The organism is Streptomyces misionensis, from assembly GCF_007896895.1.
Classification (GTDB): Bacteria; Actinomycetota; Actinomycetes; order Streptomycetales; family Streptomycetaceae; genus Streptomyces; species Streptomyces misionensis_A.
Genome location: NZ_VOGW01000163.1, coordinates 18,481 through 31,594, shown reverse-complemented (window position 1 = coordinate 31,594; position 13,114 = coordinate 18,481). Strand labels below are relative to the sequence as shown.

Sequence of the window (13,114 nt, the reverse complement as noted above, 5' to 3'; positions counted from 1 at the left end):
GGACGACACGGCCGTGCCGCCGCCCGGTGACGCGGGGCCGCTCGCGCCGCCGCCGGCCGAGGCGTCCGTGGCGTCCGTGGCGGACGTGTCCGCGCCGCCCCCGGTGAACGGCGCCAGGGGTGCGTCCGCGCCGAGTTCGGCGACCCCGAGTCCGCCCGCCGCCAGCAGGAGGCCCGCGGCGATCAGGAGGGTACGGCGACGACGCCTGCGGTGGGCGGCGGTCCTGCGACCGCGCCGCTCCGAGCGGGACCGTACGGGCTCCCCCGGCGGCTCCCCGCGCGCCTGCTCCGTCTGCGCCGGCTCCTCCCGGACCGTCTCCTCCCGGTCCGGCTCCTCCCGCGCCGGGCCCGCCGGCCGTTCGGCCGCAGTGCCGCACCCGGGGCAGACCAGGGCGCCGTTGAGGTGCCGTCGGCACGGGAGGCAGTAGTCCATGACGCGCGGAAGACTAAGGTCCACGCGCGTCACATTCCTAGGCATGATCGTGAAGGTTTGGTGCGGGATCGAAAGGACTGCCGAAAAACATGGGTACGGCGGTCCCGGACCGCGCCGTCCTCCCTCGCGGCGGGCACGCGGTGCCAAGGCACCGGCGCGCGGTGCTAACGCGCCGCGGGGCGTTCGACGTCAGCATTTCTGCTGACCGAACCGCTCAGCCAAGGGGGAAGCTCCATGCGCACCCGTACTCGTATCGCACCCGTCGCGCTCGCCGCCGTGCTCGTCGCGGGCGGCACGGTGCTCGCGGCCGGCTCGGCCGGCGCCGCGCCGAAGGCCGGTCCGGCGGCCAAGCCGTCCTGTTACGACACCGCCCGGTACTACACCAGCACGGCGGGCGGCGGCAGCGCCAACGCCCACTGGCCCGCCACCGGCGTGTGGGCCTACACCACACCCAACTGCAACGACATCAACGTGAAGTCCGACGTCGGCCTCAGCGTCAAGGTCTGCTTCAAGAAGACCGGCAAGTGCAACGGCTGGACGGCGGCCAAGGCGGGTGTCTGGACGGTCGTCGCCAAGAACGTCCTGCACAACTCCGGCTTCTACCTCCAGTTCAACCGCACGGCCTCGTCCAAGGGCTGGATCGCCTACTGAGCCGACGCGCGGTACTCGCTCGGCGTCGTGCCGTACGCGGTGCGGAAGGCGCGGGTGAAGTCGGCGGCCCGGGAAAAGCCCCACCGGGCCGCCGTGGCGTGTACCGGCCGGGAGGCCAGGCGGGGGTCGGCCAGATCGCGGCGCGCGGCGGCCAGCCGCCGGCCGCGGATGTACGCGGCGACCGTCTCACCGCCGGCGTGCTCGCGGAAGAGCCGGTGCAGGGACCGCAGGGAGATGTGGTGGGCGGCGGCGACGGCGGCCGGGGTCAGCCCGGCGTCGCCCAGGTGCCGGCGGATGAAGTCCTGGACCTCCAGCAGCTGGACGCCCCGGCGGGTCTCGGCCGGCGTCCGGTCCACGGCGTCGGCGTGATGCGCCAGCCACGCGGTGAGCAGGTCCACGAGGACCCCGCCGAGCCGGTGGGCGTCGGCGGGGCGGCAGGGCCCGGTGTCCGTGGACAGCTGGGTGAGGAAGCCGGCGAGCAGCCGCCCCACCCCCTCGTGGCCCGGCAGGGGCGCGGCCAGCAGCCGGTCCACCCGGTTCGGCGGCAGCGGCACCAGGGCCCGGGGGACCTGCACCACGACGGAGGCCGCGGTGCCGTCGCGCACGTGCACCATCGCCTCGAAGGGGCGCGAGGTGGAGTACACGACCAGCTCGCCGCCGTCGAGGGACGCGTGGCACTGGTCCTGGAAGATGCCCTGCACGCCGCGCAGGACCAGCCCCACCGCGTACATCTCGGGGTCGCAGCGCCGGATCAGACGGGGGGTCCGCCGGGTCCGGTGCGACGCGTAGGTCATGGCCGCCACCTGCGCACCGCCGAGGTTCGCGGCCCGCAGCGACGCCCGGAACCCGGCCGCCACCTCGACCCGGACATCGTTCGGGACCAACGCGCTCGCCGTGATCTCCCGCCACGCCTCCACCCGGTCCCGCACCGGCAGGTTCTCGGTGTCGAAGAGGTCTTCGAGCATGGAACCATTCCCCCGTCTACCGATTTATGCGCTCACCTCCACCTTCCAAGGGCCAGATCCCACCAAACAAGCGCCGAATCGGACAACTCGCTTGCGAGCCGCCGGGACGATCGGCCGACAGCGATCAGCCGAACAGCCCGGACCCGAGCGGGCGCCCGCGGTCGAAGCCGGGGAGCACGAGGAACGTCGCGGTGGCGGTCGTCGTGGTGAAGGGCAGCAGCGCGTCGGAGACGTCCATGTGGGTGAGGGTGGCGGTGAAGGTCCGCAGGTCGTTCTGGAAGCTGATGAAGAGCAGCCCGGGAGCGGGATCGTCGATGCCGTAGGAGCGGCGCAGCATGAGGCCGACCCCGACCACGGTGGCGTGCGCCCTGCGCACATGGGCGTCCGCGGGGACGAGATAGCGCCCGTCGGGCGTCTTGGCGCCGAGTTCCGGGCCGGCGGCGGCGGTGCCGCCGGAGAGGGGCACACCGCTGGCCCGGCGCCGTCCGAAGACCGCCTCCTGCCGGTCCACGGGCAGGGCGGCGAACCGCGCCAGGTCCAGTTCCATGCGGCGCACCACGGCGAGGGTGCCGCCGGCGACCGAGGGGGGCCCGGCCAGCCACAGGTCGCGCCGCTGTTCGGCGGCCGTGTGCGGGCCCACGATGCCGTCGATGAAACCGAGCAGGTTCCGGGGCGCGGACAGACCCTCGCCGACCGGCACGTCCGCGCCGCGGCGGCCCGCCTGCCGCCAGCGTTCGCGGACGCGGTCACCGGCCTGCGCTAGCAGCGCGGCGGCGGCGACCGGTACGACCGGCGCGTCGCTCGCGCAGATCTGGAGCAGCAGGTCCCCGCCGCGCGCGTGGGGGGCGATCCGCTCGCGGGAGAACCGCGGGAGGTCGGCCGCGCCGGGCAGCGAGGCGCCGGCCGCGCGCACCAGCCGCGGGCCCACGCCGACGGTCACGGTGAGGTCGCCCGGCGGCAGGCCGAGCAGACGCGGGTCCTTCCCGGAGGTCAACGCGGTGATGGCCGCGCCGAGTTCGGCCAGCAGCGGGCCGGGGGCCACGGTTTCGCCGAGGTCGGCCACCACGGCCAGCAGATGGTGCTGGGCGGGCTGGGGAAGCGTGACGCCCGCCTGGTGCCGGCCCGTCGCCGGCACCGGTGCCGCGGTGGCCGCCGCGGCCGGGCCGGGCCGGGCCGGGCCGGCGGCGTCCGCGCTGCACCCGGCGGTCAGTCCGGCGGCCGCCAGGGCGCCGCCGACATCGAGGAACGCGCGGCGTGACGGGTGGTGATCGGCTCGGCGCATGGGGTGCAGAGTGCCATACCCGAATCGCGCATGACGCTCAACTTCCGGATTTCCGCGTGGAATTCGCCTGCCGTGCCATTCTGGGATCATGCCTCGATTAGCTCTACGCGTGATGGCGGCGGTACTCGGCACCCTGACGTTCGTGGCCGGCTGCGGCAGCGGCGGGGACGACGGTGCCGGCAAGGGCCGGCGGCCGGACGGCGCGCGGGTGACGATCCACGTGCCCGCCGACGCCCCGACGATCTCGGACGCGGTGTCCCTGGCCCGGCCCGGCGACCTGGTGCTGGTCGCGCCGGGCGTGTACCACGAGTCGGTGAAGATCAGGACGCCGCGCGTCACCCTGCGCGGCGAGTCCCGGGAGAAGGTCGTCGTCGACGGGCGGTTGCGGCAGCCCAACGGTGTCGTCGTCGCGGCGCCCGGGGTGGCCGTGGAGAACCTGACCGTGCGGAACAACACGCAGAACGGGGTGCTGGTGACCGGGTCGGCGGCGGCCGTCGCCGGGCTGCCGGGGCACAGCGGCGGCTACGACACCGGCGACGAGCCCGTCTCCTTCCTGAAGTCGTTCCTGGTCTCGTACGTCACCGCGACCCGCAACGGGCTGTACGGCATCTACGCGTTCTCCGCGCAGAACGGCGTCATCGAGCACTCCTACACCTCGGGCGGGGCCGACTCGGGGATCTACGTCGGGCAGTGCAGACCGTGCCGCGTCGTGGTGCGGGACAACATCGCCGAACTCAACGCGGTCGGCTACGAGGGCACCAACGCCAGTGGCGACATGTACGTGGTGGGCAACCGGCTCGTCGGCAACCGCGTCGGTCTGACCACCGACTCCGACCACCAGGAGAAGCTGCTGCCGCAGCGCGGCGCGGTCGTCGCCGGCAATCTGATCGCGGACAACCAGCAGCCGCGGACCCCCGAACAGGCCGACGGCGGCTGGGGCATCGGCGTCGGGGTGGACGGCGGCAGCGGCAACCGGTTCCAGCGCAACCGGATCACCGGCAACGCCGACGCCGGGTTGGTGATCACCGCGACCGCCGATCTGCCCGCCGACGGCAACCGGATCGCGGACAACACCTTCACCGGCAACGGCGTCGACGTCGGCTGGACGTTCCCCTCCGCCACCCGCGGCAAGGGAAACTGCCTGAGCGGCAACACGCTGCGCTCGACCGTGCCCGCCCGGCTCGCGGCGACCGCGGCCTGCCCGCTGGCCGCCGGCTCGCCCACGCCGTCCGGCACCTGGTCGAGGCCGACGGCACCCCGGGGCATCCCGTTCACCGACGTGGCCGCGCCCGGCCCGCAGCCGCAGTTCCCCGGCGCCACCACCACCGGGGCCACCACGGTCCCGGCCGTCCCGGCACTGCCGGACCTCGCGGACATCCCGCTGCCGCCGCCGTCGCTGCTCGCGGCGGGGGCCCGGGTGAAGGGCTCGTGAGCGCGGCCGGGGGCCCGGCCTGATCCGGACGAGAGACCCTAGCGCGCCGGGGTGATGCCGGGCGCGGGCCGCACGGGGACGTACTTCCGGGTGCCGAAGTCGATGACGAGGGGCCGGGATTCGGACGCGACGCCGGCCCGCACCCGGTACATCGTGCCGTCCGAGCCGATCCAGTAGCGCACGGTGTCCGCCGTACCGGCCCGGGCGCGGGCGTCCGGACCGGTCATCACGTCCACCGGATGACCGTTCACGGTGTCGTGGCCGAGCCGGGCGGCACCGTTCTGCGGCAGCAGTTCGGCGTTGTCCGGCCGGTCACTGCCGAGACCGAGCGCGATGGCCAGCGAACTGTCCAGGGAGCTGCCGGACTTCTGGAGCGGGCGGCGGTACCAGCCGGACGCGGGCGGCGTGGACGGCGCGGTGGCCGGGGCATCGGCCATGGGGTGGACCAGCACGGTGGTGGCCGTCCACTGGATCAGCCCGTCGCCGGACGCGTCCCGCCCGGTGCCGCGCACCACCCCGTACCCGATCTCGCCGCGGTAGTCGATGGACCCGGTGACGACCAGCCCGCCCGCGGTGCTCGGCACGGTGATCGTCACCGCGCGGCCGCCCGCCTGGTAGTTGCGGAACCGCGTGATCGCCAGCCGGTTCGCCTCGTCCGGCGTCAGCGCGCGCCTGCCGCTCGGGCCACCGCCGTCGTCGACGAGGACGAACGCGGTCGCCGCGGCGGCCGCGAGGGCGAGCCCGGCCGCCGCCCAGCGTAACCGCGGCCAGCGGCGGCGCCCGCCGGCCGCGCGCCGCGAAAGACCTCGCTTGCTCTTCTTGGTCCGCACGCGCCGGGATGCTAACAGGCCCTTGCGGAGCATCCCCGACTTTCCCCTTTTCACGTATATGACGGCTCGTCAACTTGTATGGTGCCCAAGGGGATTGCTGTCGAGTTGTGCCGAGTCGGGCGATGACGTAGACGACGCGAAGGAATGCGATGCCATTACGTAGACTGGTGCGGGTGGGGCTGTCCTGTCTGTTGCTGACGGGCGGCGCCACGGGAATGATCGCGACAAGCGCCGAACAGGCCGGCGCCTCGACCTCCGACGGCACACTGACCGTCCAGACACTGCGGGACTTCTTCGGCACCGGCGTGATCAACACGACCATGGACGTGCCGCAGCGGGGCATGAAGGTCGAGGTCACCGACCCCGCCGGACATCATGTCTCCGGCGTCACGGACGCCACCGGAAAGGTCGTGGTCGCCCCGTCGGCCAGGCTGGCCGGCGGCCGCTACCGCGTCGACGTCACGGTCCCGGCGCCCTACAGCGGCTATCTGCGGGCGGCGCCGGCCTCGACGGCGGAGAACCACTTCGACAGCTTCACCTCGTTCGTGGACGTCTCCGGCGGCAAGGACGCCTCGGTGATCACCGGCGTCTGGGACCCGGCCGACTACGCCCTGCCGGACACGCGGTACTTCGTGCCCGTGCAGAACGCCGGCGGCGGAACGGACACCCGGGCGCTGGTGGCCTTCGGCACGAACGTCCGGGGCACCTGCCCCGACCAGACGGCCTGCCCGGAGGTGCTCGACACGCAGGAGCAGGTGGGCACGACCTTCGGGCTCGCCTACGACAAGGACCGCAAGCAGCTCTTCCAGGCGGAGTTCGCCCGGCGCTACACCCCGTACGGGCCGGACGGCGGCGACGCGATCTACACCGTGCCGGCCACCGGCGGGGGCGCCCCGAAGCTGTTCGCGAAGGTGCCGGGCGCCACGGTCACCCCGCACGACACCGCCCGCATGATCAAGGACGCCGGGTTCACCGACGCGCCGGGCAAGGAGTCCATCGGCGGTCTCGCCCTGTCCGAGGACGGCCGGACCCTGTACGCGGTGAACCTGCGCACCCGCGCGCTGGTGAGCTTCGACGCGACCGGGTCGACCGCCTCCGCGCCCAGGGCGACGGTGCCGATCCCCGACCCGGGCTGCGCCTCGTCCGGCGACTGGCGGCCCTTCGGCGTGGCCACTCACGACAACACCCTCTACGTCGGCGGCGTGTGCAGCGCGGAGAGCACACAGAAGCGCGACGACCTGAAGGTCGTCGTCTCCACCTACGACGGCAAGCGGTTCACCCCCGTGCTGACCCACCCGCTGACCTACGAGCGGGGGAACGTCCTCACCGGTGACTCCGGCGTCCCGCAGGCCCACTTCTGGAACCCGTGGAACTCCAGCCTGAAGGACTGGGACAGCCTCAAGGTCAACGGGACGATGATCGACCCGCAGCCGGAACTGGCCAGCATGGCCTTCGCCCGCGACGGCTCCCTGATCCTCGGCTTCCGCGACCGGTTCATGGACGTGGTGAGCTGGGGCGGACTGGACCCGAGGCAGGGGGACGACACCCCGGAGAACGGCATGGCCGGCGGCGACATCACCATGGCCTGCGCCGAGCCCGGCGGCGGGTACGCGTGGGAAGGCACCGGGAACTGCCCGAACCACGCCACCAGCGCCGTCGCCGACGGTGCCGAGTCCGGCGGTGTCGTCGAGTACTTCCCGGGTGACTTCTTCCCGAACCTCGGCGCGCCGGACCAGCCCGGCCCGCACCAGGAGACCTCGCTGGGATCGGTCGCCTACATCCCGCAGCAGCAGTGGGTCGTCACCACGCAGATGGACCCGACCGCCCATGTCGCCACCGACGGGACCGGTTACTACGACATCACCACCGGCGCCGGCCCCGGCAACGACCCGAACGCCAACGCCTATCAGTTCATCGGCCTGAACCAGAACGGGTTCGGCAAGGCCGGCGGCCTCGGCGACATCGCGTACGCCGCGGCGAACGCCCCGATCCAGATCGGCAACGTGGTCTGGTACGACGGCGACCACAACGGCATCCAGGACGCCGGGCAGGTGCTGCTGCCGGACGCCACGATCAACCTGCTGGACGCCGACGGCAAGCAGGTCGCCACGACCAAGACCGATGCCGACGGCGAGTACTACTTCGGCGGGGTCGGCGCCGACTACCAGCTGACGCCGGGCGCGAAGTACACCGTGGAGTTCGACGTGTGCACCGCGGACACCACCGACGTACCGGGACAGCCGCCCGCCGCCAAGCTGCGGTTCACCCTGCCGCGGGCCGGTGCCGACCGGGCGCACGACTCCAATGTGACCCCGCCCCGCTCCGGCCGCCTGTGCAAGGGATCGACGCCGGTCACGGCGCCGGCGAAGCCGGGCGGTGTCGACCACACCATCGACGCCGGCGTGTACATCCCGAAGAAGGTGCCGCCGACGCCCTCCGCCCCGCCGTCGTCCACTCCCCCGGCGTCCGCTCCCCCGGCCTCGGCACCGCCGGCCGCCGGCACGCCCGCCGCTCCGGGAGGCGGCACCGCCCAGGGCGGCGGCAGCGGCCCCCTCGCCAGCACCGGTACGGCGAACGTGGGGAGGCTCCTCTCCCTCGTCGCCCTGCTGCTCGGCGCGGGCACGGCCGTCGTCTACGTGAGCCGTAGGCGCCTGGCCGGGCGCCGCCGCTGACACACGCTCCACCACGGACGGGCCGGTGCCGCGCACCGGCCCGTCTCCGTGTCAGGGGTTCTCCCAGGCCGCCGGTTCCGCCGCCAGGGACCGTACGGGTTCGGGCAGGGCGCCCGCCGCCAGGTCCGCGATCGTGACGCCCTCCAGGATGCGGCGGACATTGGCGCGCAGCGCGATCCAGAGCGGGAGCAGGGGTTCGGCCGTGCCCGTGTAGGAGAGGCCCGTCGGGCGTTCGCCGCGCACCGAGACGATCGGGCCGTCCACCGCGCGGATCACGTCCGCCACCGTGACCGCCGTGTCCGGGCGCGCGAGCCGGTAACCGCCGCCCCCGCCGCGCCTGCTGTCCACGATCCCGGCGCGGCGCAGATCGCCGAGGATGCCCTCCAGGAACTTGTGCGGGATCCCCTGCGCGGCCGCGATTTCCTCTGCTTTCACCGGACCGTTACCCTGCCGTACGGCCAACTCCAGTACCGCCCGTACCGCGTAATCCGCCCGTGCCGAGATCCTCATGGGTCCATTGTGGGACGCCCCCGCGTGGAGAATGGCCGCATCCGCGCCCGTAAGATCGCCCGGAGGCTCCACCTTGGCGCTCAGCAGACGTACCTTCAGTGCCCTGGCCGGTTCGGCCGCGCTCGGCCTCGCCCTGGGCGGCAGCGGCGGCCCCGGTGCGTCCTCGGCGTTCGCGGCGCGCAGTGTGCCGACCGGTCCGGCGCCCGCCCCGCCGCGCGCGGACGGCCAGCCGCACACCATCGGGTACGACCGCTACTCCCTGCTGGTGGACGGCAAGCGGCTGGTGGTCTGGTCCGGCGAGCTGCACCCCTTCCGGCTGCCCAGCCCGTCCCTGTGGCGGGACGTGCTCCAGAAGATGCGGGCGCACGGCTACAACGCCGTCAGCATCTACGTGGCCTGGAACTACCACTCGCCCGCGCCGGGCCGGTACGACTTCACCGGCGTCCGGGACCTGGACCTGTTCCTGCGCACGGCCGCCGAGACCGGGCTGTACGTCATCCTGCGGCCCGGCCCCTACATCAACGCCGAGGTGGACGGCGGCGGCTTCCCCGGCTGGCTGACCGCGACCGGGGGCCGGGCCCGGTCGGACGACCCGGAGTACCTGGCGCACGTCGACGAGTGGCTGACGCAGGTGAACGGCATCGCCCGCGGGCACCTGTTCACCCAGGGCACCGGCACCGTCCTGCTCTACCAGATCGAGAACGAGTACGACGCGCGGGTGGGTTCGGCCGGCAGCCGCGCCTACATGTCCCACCTGTACAAGAAGGTGCGCGCCGACGGCATCGACGTACCGCTGTTCCACAACGACAAGGGCCGCAACGGTCACTGGACCCCCGGCTCGTTCGACACCGGCTCGGAGCGCGGCGGCTGGCTGTACGGCTTCGACGGGTACCCCTCGCCGCGGGCCACACCGCCGGACTGGGGGACGTTCGGGCCCGGCGGCGCCAAGGGCGGGGCGAGCGCCTCGCCGTCGACGCCCGGGTTCGTGCCCGAGTTCGGCGGCGGCTGGTTCGACCCGTGGGGCGGCGCCTTCTTCGGCGGCTTGGGGTACGCCGAGTCGCGGCGCACCCGGGACGCCGCCTACGAGCGCCGCTTCTACCTGACCAACCTGGCCAACGGCCTCACCCTGCACAACGTCTACATGACCTTCGGCGGGACCTCGTGGGGCTGGCTGCCCGCGCCGGTCGTCTACACGTCGTACGACTACGGCGCGGCCATCGACGAGGCCCGCCAGGTCACCGACAAGATCGCGCCGATGCACCAGCTCGGCCATCTGCTGCAACGCGTCCCGGACTTCGCAAAGCTGGACCGTGCGGCGGACGTGCGGGCCAAGGGGCTGAAGGTCTACCACCTGACCAACGCGGACACCGGCGCCCACGTCTACGTCGCCCGCAACGACGGCGACGACACGGTCACCACCGAGCTGCCGACCGTCGCGGGCGACCTGCGGATCAGCGTGCCCGCCAAGGACGCCAAGCTGCTGACCACGGGCCTCTCGCTGGGCCGGCGGAAGCTGAAGTACGCCACCGTCCAGCCGTCGATGTGCGTGACCGCCGGCCGACAGGACATCGCCGTCTTCGCCGGGCGCAAGGGCGAGATGGCCGAGCTGCTGCTCGACTGCCCCGACGAGCCCGACGTCCTGCGGCTGGACCCGGAGGCCGGGTGGGTCCTGGACGACACCGGCCTGCACGTCAACGCGCCGCTGGGGCAGGGCGGTCTGATCCGGGTGCTGGTGGAGAAGGGCGAGCGGGACCGCCCGCTGCTGCTCCTGCTCGCCGACGACGTCACCTCCGTACGCCTGTTCCCGTACGACACCCCGTCCGGCACCGTGCTGGTCTACGGCCCCGCCCTGCTGCGCCACGCCGAAGTGCGCGGCTCCGAGGTCCACTTGAGGGGCGACATCGCCGAGGCCACGACCTTGGAGGTGTGGGGGCCGCGCGGCGTCGACACCCTGGTCTGGAACGGCCGCAGGCTGCCGGTGCGGGTGACCCTGTCCGGCAGCCTGATGACCACCGGTCCGCTGCCGGGCGCGCCCGAAGTGCGGCTGCCCCGGCTCGGCGGCTGGCGGATGCGGCGGGAGAACCCGGAGGCGGGGCCCGGCTACGACGACTCCGGCTGGCGGATCGCCGACAAGAAGACGTCGTTCAGCACCACCGCGGTCCCCGACGGGCAGCCGGTGCTCTTCGCCGACGACTACGGCTTCCACTACGGCGACGTCTGGTACCGGGGCACCTTCGACGACGCCGGCGGCATCGAGGAGGTCGCGCTCGGCTACAGCACCGGCACGCAGGGCCTGCTGATGGCGTGGCTGGACGGCGAACCGCTGGGCACGCACCGGATGCCGGTGCCGGACGAGGGCACCGTCCGCAAGGGCACCTGGACGGACACGGCCGTCTTCCCGGTCCGCGAGGAGCTGCGCTCCCCCGGCCGGCATGTGCTGTCGGTGCTCGTCCGGCGGATGCAGCACGACCAGGACGGCAGGGCCGACGACGCCCACAAGGCGGCCCGCGGGCTGACCGCGGCCGTCTTCACGGGGGCCTCGCCCGAGGTCACCTGGCGCATCCAGGGCGAGGGGCGGCCGGATGCGGTGCGCGGCCCGCTGAACAACGGCGGGCTGCACGGGGAGCGGGCGGGCTGGCACCTGCCGGGTTTCGCGGACCGGGACTGGGAGTCCGTGAGCTTCCCGGTGTCGGCGCGGTACCAGGGGGTGACCTGGTACCGGACGACGTTCCGGCTGGCGGTGCCCGGCGACCTGGACGCGTCGGTGGGGCTGACGCTGGAGGACGATCCGTACCGCGCGTACCGGGCGCAGATCTTCCTCAACGGCTGGAACCTCGGGCAGTACATCAACAACGTCGGCCCGCAGCACACGTTCGTGCTGCCGAACGGCATCCTGCGCACGCGGGGCGAGAACACGCTGGCGCTGGCGGTGCTCTCGGAGTTCACGACGCTGTCGGGGCCGGGCACGGTGCGGCTGTCGCTGCTGGGGCGGGCACTCGGCGGGACCGAGGTGTCGGTGGTGCCGTCCCCGGGCCGCTGAGGCGGCACGTCGGGGTGGCGGCCGCCGTGGACCGTCCGCCACCGGGTGACGGGGGCATATCCCGGCGCGTACGCTCGGACGGTTGGGCGCTGTCGGCGGGAAAGGGGCACGGATGGGCATCGCGGGCGCGCGGGGGCGGGCGGCCCGGCTGACCGCACGGCTGCGGCGCCCGGGGCCCGGCTCGGCCATGCGCGCCCTCGCCGGCGAGCTGGCCGCGGCCGTCCGCGCCCGGCCCGAAGCCCCCGGCGACGTACGGGAACTGTGCCGGGCGCTGTGCGCGGAGATGAGCGCGCTGCGCGGCGGCCGGCCGCTGGAGCTGCGGTTCGAGCGCTTCCCGGACGAGATCGACGTCACGGGCCTGTGGGTGGAGTTCGCGGACTTCGACCTGGTGATCGTGGAGGAGCGGGCCGAGGACGTGCAGCAACTGGTCATCCTGGGCCATGAGTTGTGGCATCTGCACGCCGGGCACCGGCACCACCACCTCGCCGGGGACGCGGCGGCGCGGGCGTTCGCCGAGGCGCCGGGCTGGCCGGACACGGCGCTCACGGTGGCCGCGCGCAACGGGTCCCGGGAGGCCGACGAGGCGGAGGCGGACGACTTCGGGCACCGGCTCGCCACGCTGTTCCGGCCCCGGCTCACGGGCCCCGGTGCCGCTCCCGGTCCGGGTCCCGGGGACGGTCCGGCCGCCCCGCCGCAGCGCGCCCTCGGCTACCGCGGACGGGGCGGAGCCGCGCGGTGAGCACGCTGGCGCTGGATCCGTCGGCGCTGCTCGGCCGCTTCTACATCTCCTTCTGGGTCCCCACGGCCGTGCTGACCGCCGCGCTGCTGCTCAAACTGCCCACGATCATCCGGCTGTGGCGGGACCCGCTGCTGCGCGCGGTCGGCGGGGTGCTGGTGCTGGCCGCCACGGTGTTCGTGTTCTGCATGCCGTCGATGATCGCCTGGATGAACCGGCTGACCGGGGTGGCCAACTTCGCGGCTCCCTGGTGTTATTCGCTGATCGCCGCGAACTCGGGGGCGTGCCTGCTGTTCATCGTCACCTGGCGCAACGGGCTGCCCGAGCGGTCGGCCGTCACGCGGCGGGCGACGCGCTGGGTGGTCTCGGTGTACTCCGGGGTGATCGCCGCGCTGTGGGTGCTGTTCCTGCTCGCCGACGTGCCGGTGGTGCGGGTGCGGGACCTGGACACGTACTACGCGCGGACGCCGTTCATGCGCGAGGAGATCCTGCTCTATCTGCTGGCGCACGCCGTCGCGTGCGCGCTGAGCTTCCGGCTGATCCGGGACTGGGCCAGGGACCGGG

Annotated in this window: 10 protein-coding genes and 1 pseudogene; 6 read left to right on the top strand and 5 right to left on the bottom strand. The window is 73.6% G+C overall.

Translation table 11 applies throughout. From position 1 onward, the window contains the following. On the bottom strand, positions 1 to 456 hold a 456-nt coding region (locus FRZ03_RS39350), incomplete at its 3' end, for an SCO2400 family protein (RefSeq protein WP_464862568.1). Between the two features lie 210 nt (positions 457 to 666). Between FRZ03_RS39350 and FRZ03_RS39345 the strand changes: the two genes are divergently transcribed. After that, positions 667 to 1,083 (top strand): hypothetical protein, encoded by a 417-nt coding sequence (locus FRZ03_RS39345; protein ID WP_186785635.1) that lies wholly within the window; start codon positions 667 to 669, stop codon positions 1,081 to 1,083. Here FRZ03_RS39345 and FRZ03_RS27125 read toward each other — a convergent pair. Both FRZ03_RS27125 and FRZ03_RS27120 read right to left on the bottom strand, forming a co-directional pair. Continuing rightward, on the bottom strand, positions 1,077 to 2,048 hold the full coding sequence (locus tag FRZ03_RS27125; protein ID WP_146467760.1) for an AraC-like ligand-binding domain-containing protein: 972 nt from the start codon (positions 2,046 to 2,048) through the stop codon (positions 1,077 to 1,079). The genes FRZ03_RS39345 and FRZ03_RS27125 overlap by 7 nt on opposite strands. Positions 2,049 to 2,172: 124 nt before the next feature. Beyond that, positions 2,173 to 3,330 (bottom strand): Dyp-type peroxidase, encoded by a 1,158-nt coding sequence (locus tag FRZ03_RS27120; protein ID WP_146467759.1) that lies wholly within the window; start codon positions 3,328 to 3,330, stop codon positions 2,173 to 2,175. A gap of 88 nt (positions 3,331 to 3,418) precedes the next feature. Here FRZ03_RS27120 and FRZ03_RS27115 point away from each other — a divergent pair, with 88 nt between their 5' ends. Beyond that, positions 3,419 to 4,762, top strand: a complete 1,344-nt coding sequence (locus tag FRZ03_RS27115) for a right-handed parallel beta-helix repeat-containing protein (protein WP_146467758.1) — start codon at positions 3,419 to 3,421, stop codon at positions 4,760 to 4,762. Between the two features lie 38 nt (positions 4,763 to 4,800). On the opposite strand, the gene FRZ03_RS27110 is transcribed toward FRZ03_RS27115, so the two are convergent. After that, positions 4,801 to 5,625, bottom strand: a complete 825-nt coding sequence (locus tag FRZ03_RS27110) for a hypothetical protein (protein ID WP_261399348.1) — start codon at positions 5,623 to 5,625, stop codon at positions 4,801 to 4,803. Positions 5,626 to 5,741: 116 nt separating this feature from the next. Here FRZ03_RS27110 and FRZ03_RS27105 point away from each other — a divergent pair, with 116 nt between their 5' ends. Continuing rightward, entirely contained in the window at positions 5,742 to 8,264 is a 2,523-nt protein-coding gene (locus FRZ03_RS27105; RefSeq protein WP_146467757.1) for an SdrD B-like domain-containing protein, read from the top strand. 51 nt (positions 8,265 to 8,315) lie between these two features. Here the strand turns inward: FRZ03_RS27105 and FRZ03_RS27100 are convergent, their stop codons facing one another. Next, positions 8,316 to 8,774, bottom strand: coding sequence for an RrF2 family transcriptional regulator (locus FRZ03_RS27100; RefSeq protein ID WP_146467756.1), 459 nt, complete (start codon positions 8,772 to 8,774; stop codon positions 8,316 to 8,318). Positions 8,775 to 8,847: 73 nt separating this feature from the next. Between FRZ03_RS27100 and FRZ03_RS27095 the strand changes: the two genes are divergently transcribed. The 3 genes and pseudogenes from FRZ03_RS27095 to FRZ03_RS27085 form a co-directional block, all read left to right on the top strand. Next, positions 8,848 to 11,814 (top strand): glycoside hydrolase family 35 protein, encoded by a 2,967-nt coding sequence (locus tag FRZ03_RS27095; protein ID WP_146467755.1) that lies wholly within the window; start codon positions 8,848 to 8,850, stop codon positions 11,812 to 11,814. 112 nt (positions 11,815 to 11,926) lie between these two features. Then, positions 11,927 to 12,553, top strand: coding sequence for a toxin-antitoxin system, toxin component family protein (locus tag FRZ03_RS27090; RefSeq protein WP_186785634.1), 627 nt, complete (start codon positions 11,927 to 11,929; stop codon positions 12,551 to 12,553). After that, positions 12,550 to 13,114 (top strand): annotated as a pseudogene (locus FRZ03_RS27085) (hypothetical protein); the annotation flags it as partial. The gene FRZ03_RS27090 and the pseudogene FRZ03_RS27085, both read left to right, overlap by 4 nt.

Coding starts and splice junctions, on each gene's coding strand:
- FRZ03_RS27120 (WP_146467759.1), bottom strand. CDS start 3,330: ATGCGCCGAGCCGATCACCACCCGTCACGCCGCGCGTTCCTCGATGTC.
- FRZ03_RS27115 (WP_146467758.1), top strand. CDS start 3,419: ATGCCTCGATTAGCTCTACGCGTGATGGCGGCGGTACTCGGCACCCTG.
- FRZ03_RS27125 (WP_146467760.1), bottom strand. CDS start 2,048: ATGCTCGAAGACCTCTTCGACACCGAGAACCTGCCGGTGCGGGACCGG.
- FRZ03_RS27110 (WP_261399348.1), bottom strand. CDS start 5,625: ATGCTCCGCAAGGGCCTGTTAGCATCCCGGCGCGTGCGGACCAAGAAG.
- FRZ03_RS27105 (WP_146467757.1), top strand. CDS start 5,742: ATGCCATTACGTAGACTGGTGCGGGTGGGGCTGTCCTGTCTGTTGCTG.
- FRZ03_RS27090 (WP_186785634.1), top strand. CDS start 11,927: ATGGGCATCGCGGGCGCGCGGGGGCGGGCGGCCCGGCTGACCGCACGG.
- FRZ03_RS27100 (WP_146467756.1), bottom strand. CDS start 8,774: ATGAGGATCTCGGCACGGGCGGATTACGCGGTACGGGCGGTACTGGAG.
- FRZ03_RS39345 (WP_186785635.1), top strand. CDS start 667: ATGCGCACCCGTACTCGTATCGCACCCGTCGCGCTCGCCGCCGTGCTC.